The 18,810-nt window shown below is 58.0% G+C and carries 21 protein-coding genes; 9 read left to right on the forward strand and 12 right to left on the reverse strand.

What is annotated here, in order from left to right; translation table 11 throughout:
- Positions 1–42 precede the first annotated feature (42 nt).
- From pth to rfaD, 9 genes are all read right to left on the reverse strand, one after another.
- On the reverse strand, positions 43–741 hold the full coding sequence (pth, locus tag FKG95_RS02845) for an aminoacyl-tRNA hydrolase (protein WP_142894781.1): 699 nt from the start codon (positions 739–741) through the stop codon (positions 43–45).
- Between the two features lie 62 nt (positions 742–803).
- Positions 804–1,478 (reverse strand): 50S ribosomal protein L25/general stress protein Ctc, encoded by a 675-nt coding sequence (locus tag FKG95_RS02850; protein WP_142894782.1) that lies wholly within the window; start codon positions 1,476–1,478, stop codon positions 804–806.
- Between the two features lie 90 nt (positions 1,479–1,568).
- Entirely contained in the window at positions 1,569–2,519 is a 951-nt protein-coding gene (locus FKG95_RS02855) for a ribose-phosphate pyrophosphokinase (protein ID WP_142894783.1), read from the reverse strand.
- Positions 2,520–2,844: 325 nt separating this feature from the next.
- Entirely contained in the window at positions 2,845–3,717 is an 873-nt protein-coding gene (locus FKG95_RS02860) for a hypothetical protein (RefSeq protein WP_142894784.1), read from the reverse strand.
- A 171-nt stretch (positions 3,718–3,888) separates the two neighbouring features.
- Complete coding sequence (locus FKG95_RS02865) at positions 3,889–5,040, reverse strand: M24 family metallopeptidase (RefSeq protein WP_142894785.1); 1,152 nt, start codon at positions 5,038–5,040, stop codon at positions 3,889–3,891.
- A 98-nt stretch (positions 5,041–5,138) separates the two neighbouring features.
- Positions 5,139–5,927: a peptidoglycan editing factor PgeF gene (gene pgeF / locus FKG95_RS02870; RefSeq protein WP_142894786.1), complete on the reverse strand. Its 789-nt coding sequence runs from the start codon at positions 5,925–5,927 to the stop codon at positions 5,139–5,141.
- Between the two features lie 92 nt (positions 5,928–6,019).
- Positions 6,020–7,159, reverse strand: coding sequence for a class I SAM-dependent methyltransferase (locus tag FKG95_RS02875; RefSeq protein WP_142894787.1), 1,140 nt, complete (start codon positions 7,157–7,159; stop codon positions 6,020–6,022).
- The gene (lgt, locus tag FKG95_RS02880; protein WP_142894788.1) at positions 7,143–7,967 is read right to left on the reverse strand and encodes a prolipoprotein diacylglyceryl transferase; all 825 of its coding nucleotides are present in this window, start codon (positions 7,965–7,967) and stop codon (positions 7,143–7,145) included. Before lgt ends, FKG95_RS02875 begins: the two co-directional genes overlap by 17 nt.
- On the reverse strand, positions 7,964–8,947 hold the full coding sequence (gene rfaD / locus FKG95_RS02885; protein ID WP_142894789.1) for an ADP-glyceromanno-heptose 6-epimerase: 984 nt from the start codon (positions 8,945–8,947) through the stop codon (positions 7,964–7,966). Before rfaD ends, lgt begins: the two co-directional genes overlap by 4 nt.
- A gap of 310 nt (positions 8,948–9,257) precedes the next feature.
- On the opposite strand from rfaD, the gene FKG95_RS02890 reads away from it, so the two are divergent.
- From FKG95_RS02890 to FKG95_RS02930, 9 genes are all read left to right on the forward strand, one after another.
- The gene (locus FKG95_RS02890) at positions 9,258–9,638 is read left to right on the forward strand and encodes an accessory factor UbiK family protein (RefSeq protein WP_142894790.1); all 381 of its coding nucleotides are present in this window, start codon (positions 9,258–9,260) and stop codon (positions 9,636–9,638) included.
- Positions 9,639–9,846: 208 nt separating this feature from the next.
- The gene (locus FKG95_RS02895) at positions 9,847–10,347 is read left to right on the forward strand and encodes a type III secretion system chaperone family protein (RefSeq protein ID WP_142894791.1); all 501 of its coding nucleotides are present in this window, start codon (positions 9,847–9,849) and stop codon (positions 10,345–10,347) included.
- A gap of 103 nt (positions 10,348–10,450) precedes the next feature.
- Positions 10,451–11,284 carry a pyrroline-5-carboxylate reductase gene (proC, locus tag FKG95_RS02900; protein ID WP_142894792.1) on the forward strand — a complete coding sequence of 278 codons (834 nt, stop codon included), beginning with the start codon at positions 10,451–10,453 and terminating at the stop codon, positions 11,282–11,284.
- 57 nt (positions 11,285–11,341) lie between these two features.
- A complete protein-coding gene (locus tag FKG95_RS02905; RefSeq protein WP_142894793.1) occupies positions 11,342–11,821 on the forward strand; it encodes a YbaK/EbsC family protein in 480 nt (159 codons plus the stop codon).
- Between the two features lie 153 nt (positions 11,822–11,974).
- Positions 11,975–12,571, forward strand: coding sequence for a TetR family transcriptional regulator (locus FKG95_RS02910; RefSeq protein ID WP_142894794.1), 597 nt, complete (start codon positions 11,975–11,977; stop codon positions 12,569–12,571).
- A gap of 191 nt (positions 12,572–12,762) precedes the next feature.
- Positions 12,763–13,263, forward strand: coding sequence for a phasin family protein (locus FKG95_RS02915; RefSeq protein ID WP_142894795.1), 501 nt, complete (start codon positions 12,763–12,765; stop codon positions 13,261–13,263).
- Positions 13,264–13,551: 288 nt separating this feature from the next.
- Positions 13,552–13,917, forward strand: coding sequence for a tRNA-binding protein (locus FKG95_RS02920; protein WP_142894796.1), 366 nt, complete (start codon positions 13,552–13,554; stop codon positions 13,915–13,917).
- Between the two features lie 366 nt (positions 13,918–14,283).
- Entirely contained in the window at positions 14,284–14,721 is a 438-nt protein-coding gene (locus FKG95_RS02925) for a Ros/MucR family transcriptional regulator (protein WP_142894797.1), read from the forward strand.
- A gap of 335 nt (positions 14,722–15,056) precedes the next feature.
- Positions 15,057–15,494 (forward strand): hypothetical protein, encoded by a 438-nt coding sequence (locus tag FKG95_RS02930; RefSeq protein WP_142894798.1) that lies wholly within the window; start codon positions 15,057–15,059, stop codon positions 15,492–15,494.
- 68 nt (positions 15,495–15,562) lie between these two features.
- On the opposite strand, the gene FKG95_RS02935 is transcribed toward FKG95_RS02930, so the two are convergent.
- The 3 genes from FKG95_RS02935 to FKG95_RS02945 all read right to left on the reverse strand — a co-directional run bounded on the left by FKG95_RS02935 (position 15,563) and on the right by FKG95_RS02945 (position 18,718).
- Entirely contained in the window at positions 15,563–16,954 is a 1,392-nt protein-coding gene (locus FKG95_RS02935; protein ID WP_142894799.1) for an ATP-binding protein, read from the reverse strand.
- Between the two features lie 514 nt (positions 16,955–17,468).
- Positions 17,469–18,152, reverse strand: a complete 684-nt coding sequence (locus FKG95_RS02940; protein ID WP_142894800.1) for a response regulator — start codon at positions 18,150–18,152, stop codon at positions 17,469–17,471.
- Between the two features lie 53 nt (positions 18,153–18,205).
- The gene (locus tag FKG95_RS02945; RefSeq protein ID WP_142894801.1) at positions 18,206–18,718 is read right to left on the reverse strand and encodes a MarR family winged helix-turn-helix transcriptional regulator; all 513 of its coding nucleotides are present in this window, start codon (positions 18,716–18,718) and stop codon (positions 18,206–18,208) included.
- Between the last annotated feature and the right edge of the window lie 92 nt (positions 18,719–18,810).

Genomic DNA, 18,810 nt, shown 5'->3' on the forward strand with positions numbered 1-18,810 from the left:
AGCTCTTACTCTCGTTCTCTCTGCGCGCAGCCAATCACCGTCTTAGGGCTTCGATGTTGGTTCGTTGTGTGTTTCCGGCTTCGACTGTGGCCCGTTATGCCGTTCTTCAACCCCTTCCGCTGAAGCTTCAGTGGGTTTCGGTGATATTGACGGTTTTGGCGGTTTCGGTCTGGGCGGGTTCATAACCTGGGCGACGCGGGACATGAAGCTGCCGCTCTCGCCTGCGAGTAAAAGTGAAATCTCCGCCGCCACCGCGTCGAGCAGTTTGTCACGCCAGAGCGTGTCGGCCTTGCTGAAATCACCCAGAACGTGGCTGTGAACCAGGTTCTTATCGCCCGGATGTCCGACACCCAGGCGGACGCGCCAGTAGTCCTGGCCGATGTGTGCGTCGATGCTGCGCAGGCCATTGTGTCCGCCGGCACCGCCGCCCTTTTTGACCTTGATTTTTCCGGGAACCAGATCGATTTCGTCGTAAACCACGAAAACCTGCTCGGTTTCGAGTTTGTAGAAACGGATCGCTTCGCCGACCGCCCGGCCGGATTCATTCATGAAGGTTTCCGGCTTGAGGATCAGGACCTTCTCCCGTCCGATCCGGCCTTCGCAGATTTGACCCTGAAATTTCGAGCGCCAAGGCCCAAAGGAATGGCGGCGGACCATTTCGTCCACCGCCATAAATCCTATGTTGTGCCGGTTGTTCGCATAACGCTGGCCGGGATTTCCCAGGCCCACTAACAGCAACATGGGGTCCTTCACTCTGTTTCATGCATCCAGGGGTAAGATGTCCCTGAACGTGATACGAGATGTTAGTCCTCGCTGGCGCCCTCGTCACCCGAAGCCGCTTCGCCACCTTCACCTTCGCCTTCAGCCTCGGCTTCAGCGGCTTCTGCAGCTTCCGCAGCCTCGGACTTAACGGCGCTCGGGGCGGCGATGGTCGCAACGGTGAAGTCACGATCCGTAATCGTCGGCTCTACCCCGTCCGGCAGACTGATCATCGAGAAGTGAGCCGAATCGCCGAGATCCAGGGAGCTCAGGTCGAGCTCCAGTTCCTGCGGAATGGCGTCGGCGCGGCAGTTCAGCTCGATTTCATAGCGGACCACGTTCAAGACGCCGCCTTTGGTCAGGCCGGGGCTCTGGTCTTCGTTGATGAAGTTGACCGGGACGTTGACCGTGACGGCGGTTGCTGCCGAGACGCGCAGCAGGTCGATGTGGATCGCGCGGTCTGTGACCGGGTCGAACTGGACGTCACGGGGCAGGGCGCGCTCTTTTTTGCCGTCGATTTCGACATCGAAAAGCGTGGCGAAAAAGCCGGCCTTGTTGAGCTCTTTGTTCAGGGCCTTGGGATCGAGGTTAATCATAACCGGATCCTTTTTAGCGCCATAGATCACACCGGGAATACGTCCAGCACGGCGGGCAGCACGGGCGGCCCCCTTTCCGGCCCGCTCCCTTCGTTCTGCGACGAGATTTAGTACGTCACTCATTGCATTGCTCCTTAAGCAAAATGAACGGCGGGATCATTCCCGCCGCTTAGGACCGACGCAGCCTCCAGGGGTGCTGCTGCCGGGGCCGTCCTAGATCTGTCCGGACGGCAAATCAAACAGGCTCGAAACCGAGCGTTCATCGCTGATACGCTGCATGGCGTCGCCAAGCAGCGGAGCGATCGAAATCTGGCGGATGTTCTGTGCCACCCGCACGGCCTCTGTCGCCTGGATAGAGTCTGTCATCACAAGCTCTTCCAGCGGCGAGGCGGAAACTCTGGCTACGGCACCACCTGACAGAACGCCATGGGTGACGTAGGCCGAAACCGATTCTGCACCGGAATCCATCAAGGCAACGGCGGCATTGCAAAGGGTGCCCGCCGAATCAACGATGTCGTCCACCAGGATGCAGGTGCTGTCCTTGACGTCGCCGATGATGTTCATCACCTCGGAAACGCCAGCTTTCTCGCGGCGCTTATCGACAATTGCGAGGTCAGCGTCAAGTCGTTTTGCGATGGCCCGGGCACGGACCACACCGCCGACGTCAGGTGATACAATGGTCAATTGCCGGCCGTTGTAGCGCTCCATGATGTCTTTGGTGAAGACCGGTGCGGCAAAGAGGTTATCGGTTGGAATGTCAAAAAAGCCCTGAATCTGGCCCGCGTGCAGATCCATGGTCAAAACCCGGTCTGCGCCTGCAGAGGTAATCAGGTTTGCGACCAGCTTGGCGGAAATCGGCGTTCTCGGGCCTGATTTCCGGTCCTGCCGGGCGTAACCGTAATAGGGGATCACCGCGGTCGTGCGCCGTGCGGAGCCTCGTTTCAGGGCGTCCAGGGCGACCAGCAGCTCCATCAGGTTGTCGTTTGCCGGGTAGGAGGTTGGCTGGATGACGAAGACGTCCTCGCCGCGCACGTTCTCCTGGATCTCGACAAAGACCTCCATGTCGGAGAAGCGGCGGACACTCGCCTTGGTGAGCGGCAGATTTAAGAATGCCGAAATCGCTTCGGCCAAAGGCCGATTGCTGTTGCCAGTAAGGATTTTCATTCCAATGTCCCCGGCTCGGAACGGCGATAGAGGTTATCGCCGGACGTCTTGGCCTTATCTGCTTGATCCCACCCAATAGAGCCCGATGAGTGACAGGAATTCAGCATCGAATTGCGGTCCAAACCGGGAACACCCCGAGCCGCTCCGCCGCATTTCCTGAGCCCCACATTGAGCCGAGCGGAACTTATCAACGTGCCCCGCCTCTGTAAACGGCCTTCGCGTCGCTAAATTGCAATATTCCTTGAATAAAAGCCTGTCTTGGTTAACGCGGCATTAGCACTTGTGTGGCTGTGCCGGACGGGAAGGGTTCCGGGCTTCGTTGAGGCTAGGAATCCGCCCGAAGTTGCGCCATGAGATCCAGGATTCCCTCCCGTGCGCCCCGCGCGATGTCGCCTGCCGTGGGACCCCAGAATCCGTCCAGGCTTCCGGTCGGGACGTAATTGCTCTGATCGATGACACCGAGTTCTTCATCGTCCTCCAGGCTGCGCAGACGCCAGAAGATCGTGGCTTTCTGTGTGCCGCCCTCGTCCGGACCCAGGGAAATCTCGCAAAGAAGGACCAGATCCTTGGAGGTTGCCTTTCCTGTGAGCGGAAGTTTGCTGTCGCTCAATTCAGCGAGAATGGCATTGCGAAGGCTTGTTCCGGCGTCGCCTGGCGCATCGCCGAACGGGGGGACGTGGATCCTGGCGTCGGGATAGCCCGGAATAGAGCGTGTCGGGCGGGGTTTCGTCCCCGCGAAGGCTGCCAGCTTATCGGCAGCCGCCTCAATCGAACGCTTAATGGCGGTCTCCGGTGCCCTTTTGAAAGCATCGCTTGTGAGCTCCATATCGAGGGTATGGCTGCCCGCCAGTTTGCCGTCCGCGCTATAAAGATCCCAAAGCACTGACACGGACTTTCCCCGGTTTCCCGAGCTTTCCTCGGTGATATGGCTGTAAAGATAGCGGCTTCCGGCATTCCCGTGGTTTGTGGAGGCAGGGATATCGCGGTCCCTCAGTGCCTCGGCCATGGCCTCCGCCCAACTCTCCGGGTCGGATATCAGCTCCGACTCCGGCTGCAGAACCACGATTCCCGTGCCGTCTTCCAGGGTCAGCAGGGCATTGTTCCGGCTCTTTTCCTGCTGAAACGGGCGTGGCAGCGGCCCACAAGCAGCAAGGCTCAGCGCCAGGACGGCAATAATCAGGCGGCGAAGAATGGTCATGCGGGTGGGGGGCCTATGGGGTTCTATCTATCGATATCACGGCAGGATTCCGTTACATCATGGCACAACTCGCCACCAGCCCCAGAAGGCAAAGAATGAAGAATATCATCAGGTGTGGCATCTAGTGCTTCTCAATCTTCTGTTGAGCAACAATCGCATTCTATAGCTAAGTCATGCCGAAATGAAATCCAGGGGCATGCGTGACAGGGGTTCCGCGCCTTGCGTGCCGATCAGGCTTGTTCTGCCGAGTGTCATGGCCAGGCCCTTCTCGCTGTCAAATATCACCATATGAACGAAGATGACCATCCCCGGCGCGGTTTCAACCGGATTGCCGTGGTAAAGCATGGGCCAGTCCATCCAATTGGGCGAAAAGGTTGTTCCCAGGGAATAGCCGCAGGCGTTCATCCGATGAGCTTGAAAGCCCGCGGCGTCCATGACGCGGCTGTGGGCATCAAATGCCTCACCTATTGTCGACCCAGGCCGCAAAGCGTCCTCCACAGCCAAAAGGGCGTCGTGTGCGACGTTGTGCATTTCACGCTGCCGATCGGGCACGGGTCCGACCGGGATGGTGCGCATCATTGCAGCGTGGTAGTGCCGGTAGGCGCCGGCCCATTCCAGGGTCAGTTGATCTTCGGTTCCGATCACCCTGCGCCCGGTGAAGTAGCGGCAACAGAGGGCGCCCGGACCCGAGCCGATGATGAACTCGTTGCCGGGATAATCGCCGCCGCCCTCAAAGACGGCACCTTGCATCGCTGCCAGAATATCGGCTTCGTCCCGGCCGGGAGCGGTCAGTGCGACCGCCTGATCCCAGGCATCGTCGGCGAGTTCTGCGGCACGGCGGACATACGCAATCTCGGACGGGGATTTGATGACCCGCTGTTCGCTGACCAACATCGAGGCGTCACTGAGATGACAGAGTTCCGCGAGCGCGGCATCCAGGCGTTTGCCGTTCCGGGCCGTCAGGCCATAGGCCTCGTACTCGACTCCGAGGCGTTTGCCGCGGCAGCCGTGTTCATCCAGGATTCCGCGTAAATCCTCGGCGGGCTCCGCCTCCGGTCCGTCGATCCAGATGCGGATATCGTCGATGACCGAGGTGTGTTGGGCCTGGCGAAGGTCCGGCGCGCGGGTCAGCAGGGTCATCGTGCCGTCGGCACCCAGATAGAGGCACTGAAAGAACACATAACCGAAGGTGTCGTAGCCGGTCAGGTAGAACATGCTTTCCTGGCGGAACATCAGCAGGCCGTAGAGTCCCTGCTTCTGCATGGCTTCGCAACAGCGTGCGCGACGTTCCGCGAGTTCAGCTTTGGTAAAGTGGATATGCATGCGGCTGTTCCGTAGTAAGGCCTTGAGGTCTTAGCGCACCGATTGCGCGGCTCATCTACTGCAAACGCCCGATGTCAGATTGTCAGCTTGCCAGTCTGTCAGGGCGTCAGGCAGATTGCCGAGAGGCCCCGGCCATAATCGATTTTGCCGCTGCTTCCGGTCTCGTTCCTGTGGCACGCGCGGCGATAGCTGAAAAAGCGTTCTTCCTCCGCATAGGTGTCGCAGGGCAGGGCATGGACGTCCCGCAACCCCAACTGTGCCAGCCTTCGCGCCACGTAGCCTTTTATGTCGAAAAAGAAGTGTCCGTCCCGTTGAGCCGGGCAGAAAAAAGCTTCGTTTTCCTTGTCCTGACTCAAGAACGCATCCGGAAACTCCGGACCGACCTCGTAGGAACGCTGAGCGATGGCCGGGCCGATAGCGACGGTAATTCGGCTGCTCTCTGCACCCAACCCCTGCATTGTCGAGAGCGTAGCATCGAGGACGCCTGTCAGGGCACCGCGCCAACCCGCGTGGGCCGCGCCGATCACTCCACCTTCCGTGTCCGCAAAAAGGACAGGAACGCAATCGGCGGTCAGGATTCCCAGCGCGAGATTGGGTTGGTTGGTCACCATGGCATCGGCGCGCGGGGCGTCCTGCGGCGCCCACGGCCGGTCCACAACCACGGCATCGGGCGAATGGTGTTGATAGACGGTCACCAGGTGGGTGGCACTGGGGCTGAGGTTGGCAAGCGCAGTCTGCCGATTCCCGGCGACCGTATCGGCATCATCGTCGTCCGCACCGAAGCCGCAGTTAAGTGAGGCATAGATACCCTGACTCTTTCCGCCCTGACGGGTGAAAAAGCCGTGTCGGATGCCCGGCTGTTCATTCAAGGACCCTATGGTCAGCATATCTGTAACTTGGCTCCTGACGTGATATTCGTTTCGGCTGTGCGATTTTTACAAGCGGAAGGACCGAAAGCGGCAGTCTGTAACGCGGCAGTCTATGATGCCTCTTCACTTCTGTCAGCGCTAGAAATCGGCAGACCGGCGGGGTCCGGGAGATCCGGATGGCCGAAGGCCAGGACTTTGAAAAGCTCACCCATTTCTTCCGGAGCCGTGAGGCGTTTAACACCGGCTTTAATGTCGTGGGCCTGTTTGTCCGTCGCGCTTTTCGACAGCACTTCGGCACGTTCCTGAATGCCCAGAGCGTTCAGGAAGACCGCTTGCGTGACCGGGCCCCAGGCGCGCGCGCCAGCTCTCTCCGCCGCGGCGCCGATCGAGGTGAAGTCCACGTGAACCGTGATGTCCGCCTGTCCCGGCGTCACAAGCGGTCCATGACGCTGATGGCTCTGCAAAGCCTGGAGCGACCAACCTGCTTCAGGCGTCGCGCGGCCGTAATCAACGATGAGCGCAACACCGCCGTGTTTGGACAGGCAGCCTCCCAGATCGCCGGCAACGGCCTCCATGGCGGGAGATATCTCGACAAGCGTGCCGACCGGTACGTCCTGCAGGTCGGGCGGAATCATGCCGATTAAATTCTTGGGTGCCCTGCCGGTGGTAAAGCTGAAGGCTGGCGCGCGTTCCGTTGCCACGGGCGAGAAAGTTACGAGCCTCTCAAGCCAACCCTCCTGGCTTCTCTCGAGCTGATGCACCGGCAAAGCATCGAAAAACTCATTGGCGATGACGATCATGGCGGCGTCCGGCAGGGAGGAGAGATCCTCGTGCCAGGTTACGCCGTGATCCGAGAGAGTCTCGCGCTGCCGCGCTTTCAGGCTGGGGCTTGTTTCTACCAGGTGAATGCGGATTGCCCCTTTGAAGGCCGACAGAACCGAGGCCGCGCGCAGCGCATCGGCCATGAGGGTGCCGCGTCCCGGACCCAGTTCGACCAAGTTGATTTCGTCGGGGGAGCCCATGCTTTGCCAGCACTGCGCGCACCAGAGTCCGATCAGTTCTCCAAAGATCTGGCTGATCTCCGGCGCGGTGATGAAGTCGCCTGCAGCACCGAAAGGATCGCCTGTCATATAGTAACCGGCGCCGGGTTCGGTCAGGGCCGCCGACATATAGTCGGCAATGGTCATGGGGCCGTCCCGGCGGATGCGCGCGGCCAGGATGCCTGCGAGAGGATTATCCTGTCGAGCCATCGCGCGGAACCGGTCGCGTTTGACGAAGCGACCAGATGGCTAGGCCAATGCCAAAAAGCATCATCGGCAAGGAAAGCAGTTGTCCCATGGTCGCGCCCGCGAAGAGGAAACCCAGATGGTCGTCGGGCTCCCGGAAAAACTCAACGATGATTCGTGAGAGCGCGTAGCCTGCCAGAAAGACCCCCGACAACAGGCCGCCGCGATTCAAAGCCGACGCCTGAACCATCAGGAACAGCACAACCAGGAGCACCAGACCTTCGAGCCCGGCTTCGTAGAGTTGGCTCGGATGCCGGGGCAGCTGTGTCGGATCCTGCGGGAAGACCATGCCAATCGGAGAGTCCGTGGGGCGTCCGTAAAGCTCACCATTGACGAAGTTGGCCAGCCGTCCGAGAAGCAATCCGATTGGCGCCGCACAAGCCACGATGTCGGTCAGCGCGAGGAATTTGATGCCGTTGCGCCGGGTAAAGAGATACATCGCAGCGATCACGCCCAGCAGGCCGCCGTGAAAGCTCATGCCGCCTTGCCAGATGATCAGGATCTCAGCGGGATTCCATAAAAAGTATACAGGCTTGTAAAAGAGCACATATCCCAGCCGGCCACCGATGATCACGCCGAACGTCGCCCAGAGCAGAAAGTCGTCGAAGGCCACGGCTTCCACCTGTTTCGGAGGCTTGCTCGTCAGCCAGCGGCAGTAACGCCAGGCCAGCAACAGACCGACAATGTACGCAAGGGCATACCACCGAATGACGAAGGGACCAATTTCAAAGGCGACCGGTCCGATGTCGGGATACGCGAGACCCAACATCATCGATAGGCATCCGGCGTTGCGAGGAAATCACGAACGTAGCTCTCCACGCCGGCCTCCAGCGTTGTAAAGTCCTTGGAGTATCCGGCTGAACGTAATCGTGTCATGTCTGCCTCGGTAAAATACTGGTACTTGTCGCGGATCGCCTCCGGCGTTGGTACGTAACGAATGTTCTCCGGCTTTTCGAGGGCGGCGAAGACAGCGCGGGCAAGGTCGGCGAAACTGCGCGCGGCGCCGGTGCCCAGGTTGAAGAGGCCGTTGACCTCCGGGTTGTCGAGCAGCCACATCATGACATCGACACAATCGCCCACCCAAACGAAGTCGCGGAGCTGACCTCCGTCTGCGTAATCGGGATGATGCGACTGGAACAGGGTTGCCGGTTCTCCTGCCTGCAGTTGGCGGAAGAGGTGCGCTGCGACACTTGCCTGTGCGCCCTTGTGGTATTCGTTGGGGCCGTAGACGTTGAAGAACTTCAAGCCTGCCCACTGGGGCGGTTTGGGGGCTTCCGAGCGGAGTTGCCTGGCGACCCAGCGATCGAAAAGATGCTTGCTCCAGCCATAGCCGTTCAGTGGCTGGAGGCGGGCGAGCGCGTCGATTGAGGCATCGTCCCGGAAGCCCAGGGCGCCGTCGCCGTAGGTGGCTGCCGAGGAGGCATAGATCAGCGGGATGCGCCGCGCCGCGCAGAGGTTCCAGTAAAACTTCGAGAGACGGAAATTGTTGGCCATCAGCGCATCGCCATCTTCCTCGGTGGTCGCAGAAATGGCGCCAAGATGGATGACGGCGGTCAGGGGATGCTCCAGTTCTTCGAGATATCCTGCAATTTCTTCCGGCGGGACCACGTCCTCGACCTCGGCCTTGGCGATATTGCGCCACTTATCGCCGCGCCCGAGCCAGTCGCAGACGATAATGCGCTCACCGCGTTCGGCGAGGCGTGCGACAGCGTTGGAGCCGATGAAACCGGCGCCGCCGGTGATAAGGATCATGATGGAAGCTCTTTCTCTACTGGACCATCGGCCCGCAAAAGCGCGCAATTCCTTGCGGAACAATAGCTCCTGCCTGATTTCGTTTCCCCTTATATAAGGCGAGAGCGGAGGAGAGAAGGCGCTTTTTGAGAAGTCTCCGTCCTGCGGCAAATCGCGGCATTCCTTCCGAACTATTTGATGCTGTGTGATTCTCCGCGCATAGTGGGCTTTAAATGCGAGGGACGGAGGCTTTACTTGACGTGCTTTCAAGCGTCTCGGACCCTTCGTTTCGACCGTGCGACCCACGTTTTTACTGCTGTGAGCTCGAATTATGCAGACTCAGAACCGTTTTTTGGATGACCTGGCCCGCGTGACCTCAGGAGCAATGGGGGTTGCAGCCGGTGTGCGTGGCGAAGTAGAGGCCCGGGTGCGTGAGCAGCTCGAACGCGTGTTGGCGCAGATGGATCTGGTGCCGCGTGAGGAATTCGAAGTGGTAAAGGCGATGGCCGCCAAGGCCCGCAGCGAGCAGGAAGAACTAGCTGCTCGGGTGGCACAACTTGAGGTTTTGCTCGCCGAAAAGACCTCAAAATCCAAAGCCGCCCCGGCTGCGGGGGCATCCGGTATCAAACGGACGAGGCAAAAAGCCAAGGCCAAGCCTGAATCCGCGCCCGGTTCGGCGCCCGAGTCCGGCGGATCTGCCAAAAGCTCTTAAGGCTTCCGTGACTGCAAAGTTATCCACAGAAGTCTTGCAAGTAATCGCCTGAGAGGCTCACTCAGCTATTGCACCACTGAATCGAAGATGGCACGCTACATTTGGTAGTTTGCTATCGCGTCTTAACCATATTTCGGTGACGGATCAGTGATACGGTCTACCTTGGGAAGGCAAAAAGCCGCCACCATACTAAGGGGACTGCATTGCAATGGATACGCACACAACTGTAATCGATAGTTCTCACAATCCGCTCGATATTCTCGAAGAGCTGGTCATCGCAAACGATTGGAGCTTCGACCGGCACAATGACTCGGAATTGACAGTTGAAGTCGCCGGGCGCTGGTGCGACTACCACATGTATTTCGTCTGGCAGCACGAAGTCAGTGCCGTGATCTTTACCTGCCAGTTTGACCTGCGGGTGCCGGAGACGAAAAGGCTGGCGATTTACGAGCTCATCGGCGCGGTGAACGAAAAACTCTGGCTTGGTCATTTTGATCTGCTGTCCGATGACGGAACGGCCATGTTCCGGCACACGATCCCTCTGCGCGGTCTGCAGGCGGCGAGCGTCGAACAGTTGGAAGATCTGGTCGATACGGCGGTTGTCGAATGCGAACGCTTCTATCCTGCAATCCAGATGGTGGTCTGGGGTGGCCAGACAGTGCAGAATGCCTTGTCGGCCGCGCTGATGGAGACCGTCGGCGAGGCTTAAATCGATCACTTGCCATAGAGATGTTCCCGGTGTCGTGGGCAATGGCCCCGGTTTCTTGAGTTCATTCCTGCAGGTGTAAATTTCAGTCAAAGAGCTGAAGACTATGAAAATCAATGGTTCGTTGCTGCTGATCGGATGCGGCAAAATGGGCGGGGCTCTGCTTGAGGGCTGGCTAGCGCAAGGCGTTGCACCAGAGGCGGTCACTGTAATCGAGCCCTTCGAATCGCCTGTCCTGGAGGGATTGCGTGCGCGAGGCGTCGCGGTGGTCAAGGCTGTGACCGACCTGCCGGAAGCCTGCGATCCGGCCGTCGTGGTGATCGCGATCAAACCACAGATGATGGACGCCACGATCGGCGATTACCGGCTCTTCGCGAAGGCCTCCACTGTTTTCCTCTCGATCGCTGCCGGCAAGACGCTTGCCTATTTTCAAAGCGCGCTCGGCGAAGAGGCGCCGATTGTCCGCGCCATGCCCAATACGCCCGCGGCCGTGGGGCGCGGCATGACGGTCTTATGTGCTAACGGCGCCGCTTCCGCGCCTCAGCGCGAAGCTTGCAGCTCTCTGCTTTCCGCAGTGGGCGAGACGGCCTGGGTTGAGGACGAGTCCCTGCTGGATGCCGTCACGGCTGTATCCGGAGGAGGACCGGCCTACGTTTTTCTGCTCATCGAATGTCTCGCGCAGGCGGGGATTGAAGCCGGATTGCCCTCGGACCTGGCGGAACGGCTCGCCCGCGTGACGGTGGCCGGATCCGGCGAGCTGGTTCATCAGGCCAGCGAAGCTCCCAGCCAACTTCGCAAGAATGTGACGAGCCCGGCCGGAACAACTTTGGAAGCTCTCAATGTGCTGATGGCGGAAGACGGCCTGCAGCCTCTGATGACCCGCGCGATCGCGGCCGCCACCAGGCGGAGCCGGGAACTGGGGCAGTCCGAGCCGGCCTGAGCAGACCGGCGTTCCCGCGGTTTTCTGTATCTAGGTCCTGATGGAGCGGCAACTTACATGGAATTGAAAGCCAGTACGCGTCGTGTTCAGGATGTGCTGACGGCCTCTGGCGGAAACTTCGAGGTCCGGGAATTTCCGGCGAGTACCCGAACCGCCGCGGAGGCGGCAGAGGTGATCGGTTGCGAAATCGCGCAGATTGCCAAGTCTCTCGTGTTCAGGGCCAAGGACAGCGATCGATCGGTTCTGGTCATTGCCAGTGGCGTAAACCGTGTCGATGTGAAAAAAGTACGGGCGTTGCTGGGCGAGAAAATTACCCGTGCCGATCCGGATTTCGTTCGTGAGAAGACGGGCTTTGCTATTGGCGGCGTGCCGCCGATCGCACACCGTGAGCCTCCTGTGACCTTCATTGACCGCGATCTCTTGGAGTTCGATGTCATCTGGGCAGCCGCGGGGACACCCAACGCGGTGTTCCCTCTGGGCGGGGAGGAACTGACAAAACTGACTCATGGAACTGTCGCAGATCTAAGGGCGGAGTAAGGCGCCAAACTGTGGTCTTTTGATGCTCTACCTGAAGAGCCACCGCATAATTAGGCCAAAACACTCGAAAAGCCCGTTATCGAAGACCATTTCTCTATCAGGTGCACCCTGAACTGAGGCAGGATACGAGCTAGAGGCTCATCGGAGGATCGAATGGTAAAGAAGGCGGACATTCCCAAACACATCGTCGACACGGCAATGAATCTGGCCCGGGACGAGGGCTGGCGTGATCTTTCTCTGGCGGACATTGCCGCAGCTGCGAAACTTCCTTTGTCGCAGGTTTACGGTGTTTATTCTTCCAAACAGGCTATCCTGGGGGGCTTCAACCGGATGGTCGATGCCCAGGTCATCGCGGATGAGGAGGGTGAAAGCAGCGAAGAGCCAGCGAAGGACCGTCTGTTCGATGTCGTAATGCGCCGTTTGGATGCGCTCGCACCTTACAAGGAAGCCCTGGCGGTCATCGCCCAGGACCAGATGCGCGATCCTCTCGCAGCGGCCTGCAGTGCAAAACGCCTCAGCCGCTCAATGGCCACCATGCTCGAGGCAGCTCAGTTGTCGAGCGATGGATTCCGCGGAATGGTGCGCGTGAAGGCCCTTTCCGGGGTCTATCTTGCGACTTTGAAAATCTGGTTCAAGGAAGAGGCCGAGGATCTGCCTAAAACGATGGCAGCATTAGATAAATATCTGACGAAAGTCGACGGCTGTGCCCGCCGTTTCGAGCGGAAGCGCCCTGAGGCTGCCGCCGCCTGATCTGCTTTAAGTCTTTGAGGCGATTAAGCTTTAAGATGGCCATGCTACAAGTCGCGCGATGATTTTGTTGCAGTGCAACAAATTCGCTTGACCTTTGAATTTTTATGCCTATATTCCCGTCATCGACAGATTTTGTGCAGTGCACAATAGGTGGCCGCACAATTCACCTTCTATGATAAGGAATTGGGTCAATGGCAAAAGCAGCAACAAAAACGGGGAACCCGTTCCTCGATGGTGATTTCACTGCGTTCATGGATGTTTCGAAGTTTACCGAGCAGTTCGAGGTTCCGGACTTCTCTAAGATGACAGAAAAGTTCGCTGTACCTGGCGTCGACGCTTCCGCGATCATGGAAAGTCAGAAGCGCAACATGGAAGCCATTGTGCAGGCTAACCGCCTCTCGTTCGAAGGCACGCAAGCCCTGATGCACCGCCAGGGCGAAATCGTTCGCCAGGCTGTCGAGGAAGCTTCGCGCGCTGTTCAGTCGCTTTCTTCGGCCGGTACGCCTGACGAGGTTATGTCCAAGCAGGCCGAGCTTGTGAAAGACTCCTTTGAGCGCACGCTGTCAAATGTCCGCGAGCTTGCGGAGATGGGCGCCAAGTCGAATCAGGACGCCGTCGAAGTTCTGAATAAGCGCGTATCCGAGAGCCTCGAAGAGTTGAAGTCTCAGATCAAAGCGACCGCGAAAAAGTAAGCGCGCTCTCTGAAATTCCATTTCAGTACCTGATGAAGGGCTGCTCCGAGGAGCGGCCCTTTTTCGTTTTCTGTTTGGCCGGGACGTGAAATCCGAGCGGAACCCGATTGCTCTGGGGTTTCGTCCAAGCGCATATTCCGCGCCGGTCCAACTCAGCGGCTGTCGCTCCCGCCCCCACCCTCGCGCCCGCCCCCGCCATCTCCTGAACACCGTCAGCTTGTCGATCTTTGCGCCGAGGTGTTAGCGTCGCTCCAAGGCCACAGGCAGATTGAAACGGGAGATGCTCAGATGTCGGCAGGTGATAAGAAGCAGGTGGACAGTCCCCTGGGCTATGACGAGTTCCTGCGTGTTGACGTCCGCGTCGGGACAATCATAAAAGCCGAAGCATTTCCTGAGGCACGTCAGCCCGCCTTTAAGCTGGTCGTCGATTTTGGTTCTGAGATCGGTATGAAAAAAACGTCCGCCCAAGTCACCGTGCACTACAGTTTGGAAGCGCTGCCCGGTCGTCAGGTTGCTGCGGTCGTGAACTTTCCGCCCAAACAAATCGGGAAGTTTATGTCGCAAGTGCTTGTGCTTGGGTTCCCCGATGAAAACGGCGACATCGTGCTGCTTGAGCCTGATCGGGCGATCCCCAACGGCGGGCGGATGTCATAAGGCAAATAGCAAAGCTTTGGCCCATGAGGCAGGAATTCTTTTTTGCAGCCGCAATGACATAAAATTGGCACTCCTGGAATCGATCCCTACCTTGTAAGTAACAGAGTTATTACTAACTGTTGTATGTTTTCAATAGGTCTGTGGTGATTCTTTCTTCTTTTAGCCCTATTGGACCTTTCGTTCTAAAATGTGAAAACACCACTATCTTTTTACATGACTGCGATGAATTTGTCGGATATATTGCGGCGGATTTTTGTTATCTTTAGAAATAAACGCTTTTGATATAATTTCTCTTTTTGACCGACACTTTGACTTTTAGTCTGTTACTGAAATCCTTGACGCCAATACTGTATTCGGGAGATGCGAATGTCTGAAACCGCCGAAAAGCCTGAATTGCTCAGATTAACTGCGCATATCGTTCAGTCCTATGTGGGCAATAATAGTGTCGGTAAGAACGAACTCCCCGCGCTGATCACCAGCGTTTTCGAAACGCTGAGTGGGACCGGCGTCGAACCTGAGCCTGAACGCCTCAAGCCTGCCGTTTCGATCAAGCGGTCGATCCAGCCTGATTACATTGTCTGTCTGGAAGACGGCAAAAAGTTGAAGATGCTCAAGCGGCATCTGAGCACGGCCTATGGGATGACACCCGAAGACTACCGCGAGCGTTGGAATCTGCCGGCGGACTATCCGATGGTTGCTCCCAACTATGCGAAGCGGCGGAGTAATCTGGCGAAAGAGATCGGCCTGGGTCAAAGCAACAAGCGGACCCGAAAAGCCAAACCAAAAGTTTCCTCCAAACGCTGAGGCAAATCTTGGCCGGGAGACCGTATTGCGGATCGGCGAAATCAGCCGCGAACGGGTGAAAGGCTCCACTCTAGCCGTCGAACCATTCGCGCGCTGTCCCTGTCAAATGACCCCGTGTGATCGGAATGTGCTCTAACGTTCGTCAACGATCCACGTTGCCCAAACAGTTCCAAAGAACCTCGCTCAACGACATAGTGTTGCTGAGAGATGGTCTTTTGGGGCTGTTTGTTTTTTTGGGGAGTGGAGACTTGCCTTCGGCCCAGCATCGATGGACAGGCCTGGAAGGTGGGGCCACTCGTAACCACTTGATGACAGGTGTGGCCGGCGTTTGTTGAATGAGCGCGGGCGAAATTCGAGAGGGCGGTATGTTTGCGTTTGTCGCTGAGCTATTCGGCAAAAGCCGTGAAGTCAGGGATTTGGATCGCTGTCTCCATCAAATGGGGCTGAATTCCCACGCTGTGAATGACGCGACGAAGTTTACCATCTGCAAATGGATACGAGAGATCGTTCCGGCCCAGCAGACGGTCGAAGCGAAAGACCAGCAGCGCGCGGATTTGCAGAGAGCCGCCGGCGAACTTCTGGCCTATTGCGTTTTGGGACGCGGTGACTTTGCGGACGCAAACTCGCCTGAATTGGCCGAGGCCCAGGAGGCCCGCATTTTAGAGGCGACCGAAGGGCAAAACGACTTCGACGCGGGTGTTATCATGTTGGCCCTTCATGCGAATATCGCAGATCCGGACATTGCCGCGCGGGTCGAAATCGAGAGCGAATGACCCGGCCATCTTTGCTGGAACCGGTCTTTCTCGGAACTACCTCGCCGGTATTCGGCCTTTGGGAAAGGTTAAAGCGGCAGCCGCACGATAACCCGCAATCCTCCTCCCGGGGCGGCATCCAGGCGTAACTCACCGCCGTGGCTGTGGACGACATCACGCGCAATGGTCAGGCCCAATCCGACGCCGCCGGTTTCCTGATTTCTCGATTGATCGAGCCTGAAGAAGGGTTTGAACACGTCTTTTCTGCGTCCAGCGGGAATGCCCGGTCCGTCGTCATCCACGGTGATCTCGACCGCATGGTTGCGTTGACCTGCGCGCACCGAGACATGCTCGCCGTAGCGCTGAGCGTTTGCCAGGAGGTTCGTAAAGCAGCGCCGGGTTGCCTCCTGCCGAAGCGGCAGAATGATGTCTTCTTCCGTGTGCAGGTCGATGACCCCGCCCTCTCTGCGGGTTTGCGCAACGACGTCGCGCAGCAAGGTCATGATCTCCGTGGGTTTCGGCTGCTCCGTCCCTTCGCCGCGCGCAAAGGCCAGGTAGCCTTCCACCATGCGTTCCATTTCCGTGATATCGGATTTCAAGTCTTCGACATCACCGGAGGCTTCGAACATGGCGAGTTGAAGCTTCATGCGCGTGAGCGGTGTCCTCAGATCGTGGCTGACGCCGGACAGCATGTCCGTACGCTGCTGAACCTGACGCTTGATCCGCGAGCGCATCTGCAAAAAAGCGGTCGACGCCTGCCTGACTTCCAGGGCGCCCTCCGGTTTGAAGCCTTCTACATCCCGCCCTTTACCGAAGCTCTCGGCGGCCTGCGCCAGGCGTTGAATCGGGGTTACCTGTTTGCGCATGAAGAAGACGGCAACACCAAAGAGGATGATGGAGGTTCCGACCATCCACATGATAAAGATGTAGGTGGTCGAGGAGAACAGCCGCTTTCGCGAGACCAGCACGGCCAGCACGCCATCCGGAAGCTGCACGTCGATCTTGACCTGCTCCTCCAACGATCTGGTGTCGATCACGAAGGGATAACCGAACCTTTCTTCCAGTGCTTTGTTGAGCTTGCGGTTCAGAATTCCGTAGCCGGGAGATTTGGCATCCCCGGGCAGGAATGTGCCTTTCTCGAGCGTTACGTCCAGTGCGAGCGAACGTCTCGCCAGGCGGAATACCTGGGCGCGCTGAACATCGCTTGAATCACGGTTTACCAACTCGATGACCACGGCAATATCGCCGGCCAGGCCCTGTGAGAGGCGCTTCGTGATCGTGTCGTAATGGCGGTCATAGAAAATCCAGGTCGAGACCACCTGAAGCAAGACCAGGGGAGAAACGATGATCAACAGCGAGCGGCTAAGAAGCGTGCGCGGGATGAGACGCTTGAAAGCCGAGGGTTTCGCCGGCCCCGCAGCCTTGGCAGTTGTGCGTTCGCCGGCCAGGGTCTGATCAGCTACGTCTGCTTGTGAGGTCATTTTCCGTCCAATGCCGTCGGATAGATACAATTAACCAAGTAGAAGCCTGTAAAGCCGATGCCAAGCGTCAATGTGTCTCTATACCATAGAGTTAGGTCGTTTTTCACGCTCTTGTAGCCTGCCGTCCAGGGCTCTCTTGGCACCTGGGGCACTTTGACTGCGCGATGTCGCCGGGATGACATCCCGAAGCCAGGCGACTTCTAGGTTGAGGGCTCCTATTCCTTGATGGTCTTGATCGTGTTTTGGCAGGATTTAGGCAGGAGAGGTCTCGAAAGCGGGCCTGAAGGCCCGGTAAGAGGCCTCGACGCCCCTAAGGCCTGCCAAAACACGACCCCAGAGGGGCGACAAGATTATGAGTTCTGGGAACCACGTTCTGGGAACCAAGTTCTCGACTTCGTCGTGTCATCGGTCCAATTCTGGCTAAGCACGATGCTATGGCATCGCTCCACTCTTAACTCCTTGCCAGAAAACATAATTTTATCGTCAAGGCCGTCAAGGAATAGGAGTTCCCAACCTAGTCGGGAATGAGGACGTAACCCGTACCCCGGACCGTCTGCAGATATCTCGGATACTTCGGGTCCGACTCGATCTTTCGGCGCAGTCGCGTGACCTGGACGTCAATGGTCCGGTTGTTCGCATCGACCGGACTCTCCGAGGTCAGAGCTTCCCGGCTGACCGGAACTCCCGGACTGCGTGCGAGCGCTTTTAGAAGCGAAGATTCAGCGGCCGTCAGTCGAATGTACTCATCGTCACGCCGAAGTTCCTCGCGCGACAGATCAAAACTGAAATCACCGAAACTGATTTCGCCCGTTATCGCCGGCGCCGTGCTCTCCACGCGGCGAAGGATCGCATTGATGCGCAAAACAAGCTCGCGCGGCTCAAAGGGTTTCGAGAGATAGTCGTCGGCGCCCAGTTCCAGCCCGGAAATCCGGTCTCCGGATTCCCCCATGGCGGACAGCAGAAGGATGGGAACCTTATTGGAGCTTCGCAGCCAGGCAGTCAGTTCGAGGCCGTTTTCACCCGGCATCATGATGTCCAGCACGATGATGTCGAAGGCAAAGGCCGAGAGCTTGGCCCGCGCATCTTCGGCGTCGCTGGCTGTGGTCACCCGGAACTTCTGATCGCTGAGATACTTGCGCAGCAGTTCCCGCAGCCGCTTATCGTCGTCGACGACCAGAATATGTGCAGGCTCATCCATCAGTGCGGTGTTTCCACGTGAGGCAGGATCAGGCATGGCTCCCGTCACGACGTCTAACGTCGCGCGACCGCCGGCTGCAGGGCTTCGACATGGTCGAAGCGCTTGCGGCCATCCTCATCCATAAGATTGTAAAGCACAGTGCGGAAACCTGCGACGGCATCCGCGCCTGCGATACGGTAAGCCCGGGCGATCCGCCGACGCTGGTTTTCGATCAGCTCGGACTCAAGCTTTTTACCCTTTTTGGTCAACTCCAGCAGCCTTTGCCGCCGGTCTTCGGTACCGGGCTTCTGTTCAATAAAGTCTTCGCGCACTAGCTGGCTGAGCACACGCGAGAGGCTCTGCTTCGTAATCCGCAGAATGTCCAGCAGCTCGCTCACTGTCATTGAAGGGTGGCGCCCGACGAAATAGATCACACGGTGATGTGCGCGGCCAAAGCCGTAGTGCGACAGGATCTGATCGGGCTCTGCCGTGAAATCCCGGTAGGAGAAGAACAGCAGTTCCATTGCCTGACGCAATTCTTCTTCCCGGAGGAAGAGGGGGTTAGCGCCGCTTTTTACGTCAGCCATATTGACATATATAATTGCTAATGTTACACACTGGTTCGATGTTTTGTTAGAAAGTAACAAAATGCTTGGATGTTGCGCAAAGATCTAATGAT

Origin of the sequence: Denitrobaculum tricleocarpae, assembly GCF_007004665.1 — a bacterium.
Taxonomy (GTDB): Bacteria; Pseudomonadota; Alphaproteobacteria; order Kiloniellales; family Kiloniellaceae; genus Denitrobaculum; species Denitrobaculum tricleocarpae.

Bases quoted from the DNA above. Each gene is read 5' to 3' on its own strand.
- pth (WP_142894781.1), bottom strand. From the start codon at position 741: ATGTTGCTGTTAGTGGGCCTGGGAAATCCCGGCCAGCGTTATGCGAAC.
- FKG95_RS02850 (WP_142894782.1), bottom strand. From the start codon at position 1,478: ATGAGTGACGTACTAAATCTCGTCGCAGAACGAAGGGAGCGGGCCGGA.
- FKG95_RS02855 (WP_142894783.1), bottom strand. From the start codon at position 2,519: ATGAAAATCCTTACTGGCAACAGCAATCGGCCTTTGGCCGAAGCGATT.
- FKG95_RS02860 (WP_142894784.1), bottom strand. From the start codon at position 3,717: ATGACCATTCTTCGCCGCCTGATTATTGCCGTCCTGGCGCTGAGCCTT.
- FKG95_RS02865 (WP_142894785.1), bottom strand. From the start codon at position 5,040: ATGCATATCCACTTTACCAAAGCTGAACTCGCGGAACGTCGCGCACGC.
- pgeF (WP_142894786.1), bottom strand. From the start codon at position 5,927: ATGCTGACCATAGGGTCCTTGAATGAACAGCCGGGCATCCGACACGGC.
- FKG95_RS02875 (WP_142894787.1), bottom strand. From the start codon at position 7,159: ATGGCTCGACAGGATAATCCTCTCGCAGGCATCCTGGCCGCGCGCATC.
- lgt (WP_142894788.1), bottom strand. From the start codon at position 7,967: ATGATGTTGGGTCTCGCGTATCCCGACATCGGACCGGTCGCCTTTGAA.
- rfaD (WP_142894789.1), bottom strand. From the start codon at position 8,947: ATGATCCTTATCACCGGCGGCGCCGGTTTCATCGGCTCCAACGCTGTC.
- FKG95_RS02890 (WP_142894790.1), top strand. From the start codon at position 9,258: ATGCAGACTCAGAACCGTTTTTTGGATGACCTGGCCCGCGTGACCTCA.
- FKG95_RS02895 (WP_142894791.1), top strand. From the start codon at position 9,847: ATGGATACGCACACAACTGTAATCGATAGTTCTCACAATCCGCTCGAT.
- proC (WP_142894792.1), top strand. From the start codon at position 10,451: ATGAAAATCAATGGTTCGTTGCTGCTGATCGGATGCGGCAAAATGGGC.
- FKG95_RS02905 (WP_142894793.1), top strand. From the start codon at position 11,342: ATGGAATTGAAAGCCAGTACGCGTCGTGTTCAGGATGTGCTGACGGCC.
- FKG95_RS02910 (WP_142894794.1), top strand. From the start codon at position 11,975: ATGGTAAAGAAGGCGGACATTCCCAAACACATCGTCGACACGGCAATG.
- FKG95_RS02915 (WP_142894795.1), top strand. From the start codon at position 12,763: ATGGCAAAAGCAGCAACAAAAACGGGGAACCCGTTCCTCGATGGTGAT.
- FKG95_RS02920 (WP_142894796.1), top strand. From the start codon at position 13,552: ATGTCGGCAGGTGATAAGAAGCAGGTGGACAGTCCCCTGGGCTATGAC.
- FKG95_RS02925 (WP_142894797.1), top strand. From the start codon at position 14,284: ATGTCTGAAACCGCCGAAAAGCCTGAATTGCTCAGATTAACTGCGCAT.
- FKG95_RS02930 (WP_142894798.1), top strand. From the start codon at position 15,057: ATGAGCGCGGGCGAAATTCGAGAGGGCGGTATGTTTGCGTTTGTCGCT.
- FKG95_RS02935 (WP_142894799.1), bottom strand. From the start codon at position 16,954: ATGACCTCACAAGCAGACGTAGCTGATCAGACCCTGGCCGGCGAACGC.
- FKG95_RS02940 (WP_142894800.1), bottom strand. From the start codon at position 18,152: ATGGATGAGCCTGCACATATTCTGGTCGTCGACGACGATAAGCGGCTG.
- FKG95_RS02945 (WP_142894801.1), bottom strand. From the start codon at position 18,718: ATGGCTGACGTAAAAAGCGGCGCTAACCCCCTCTTCCTCCGGGAAGAA.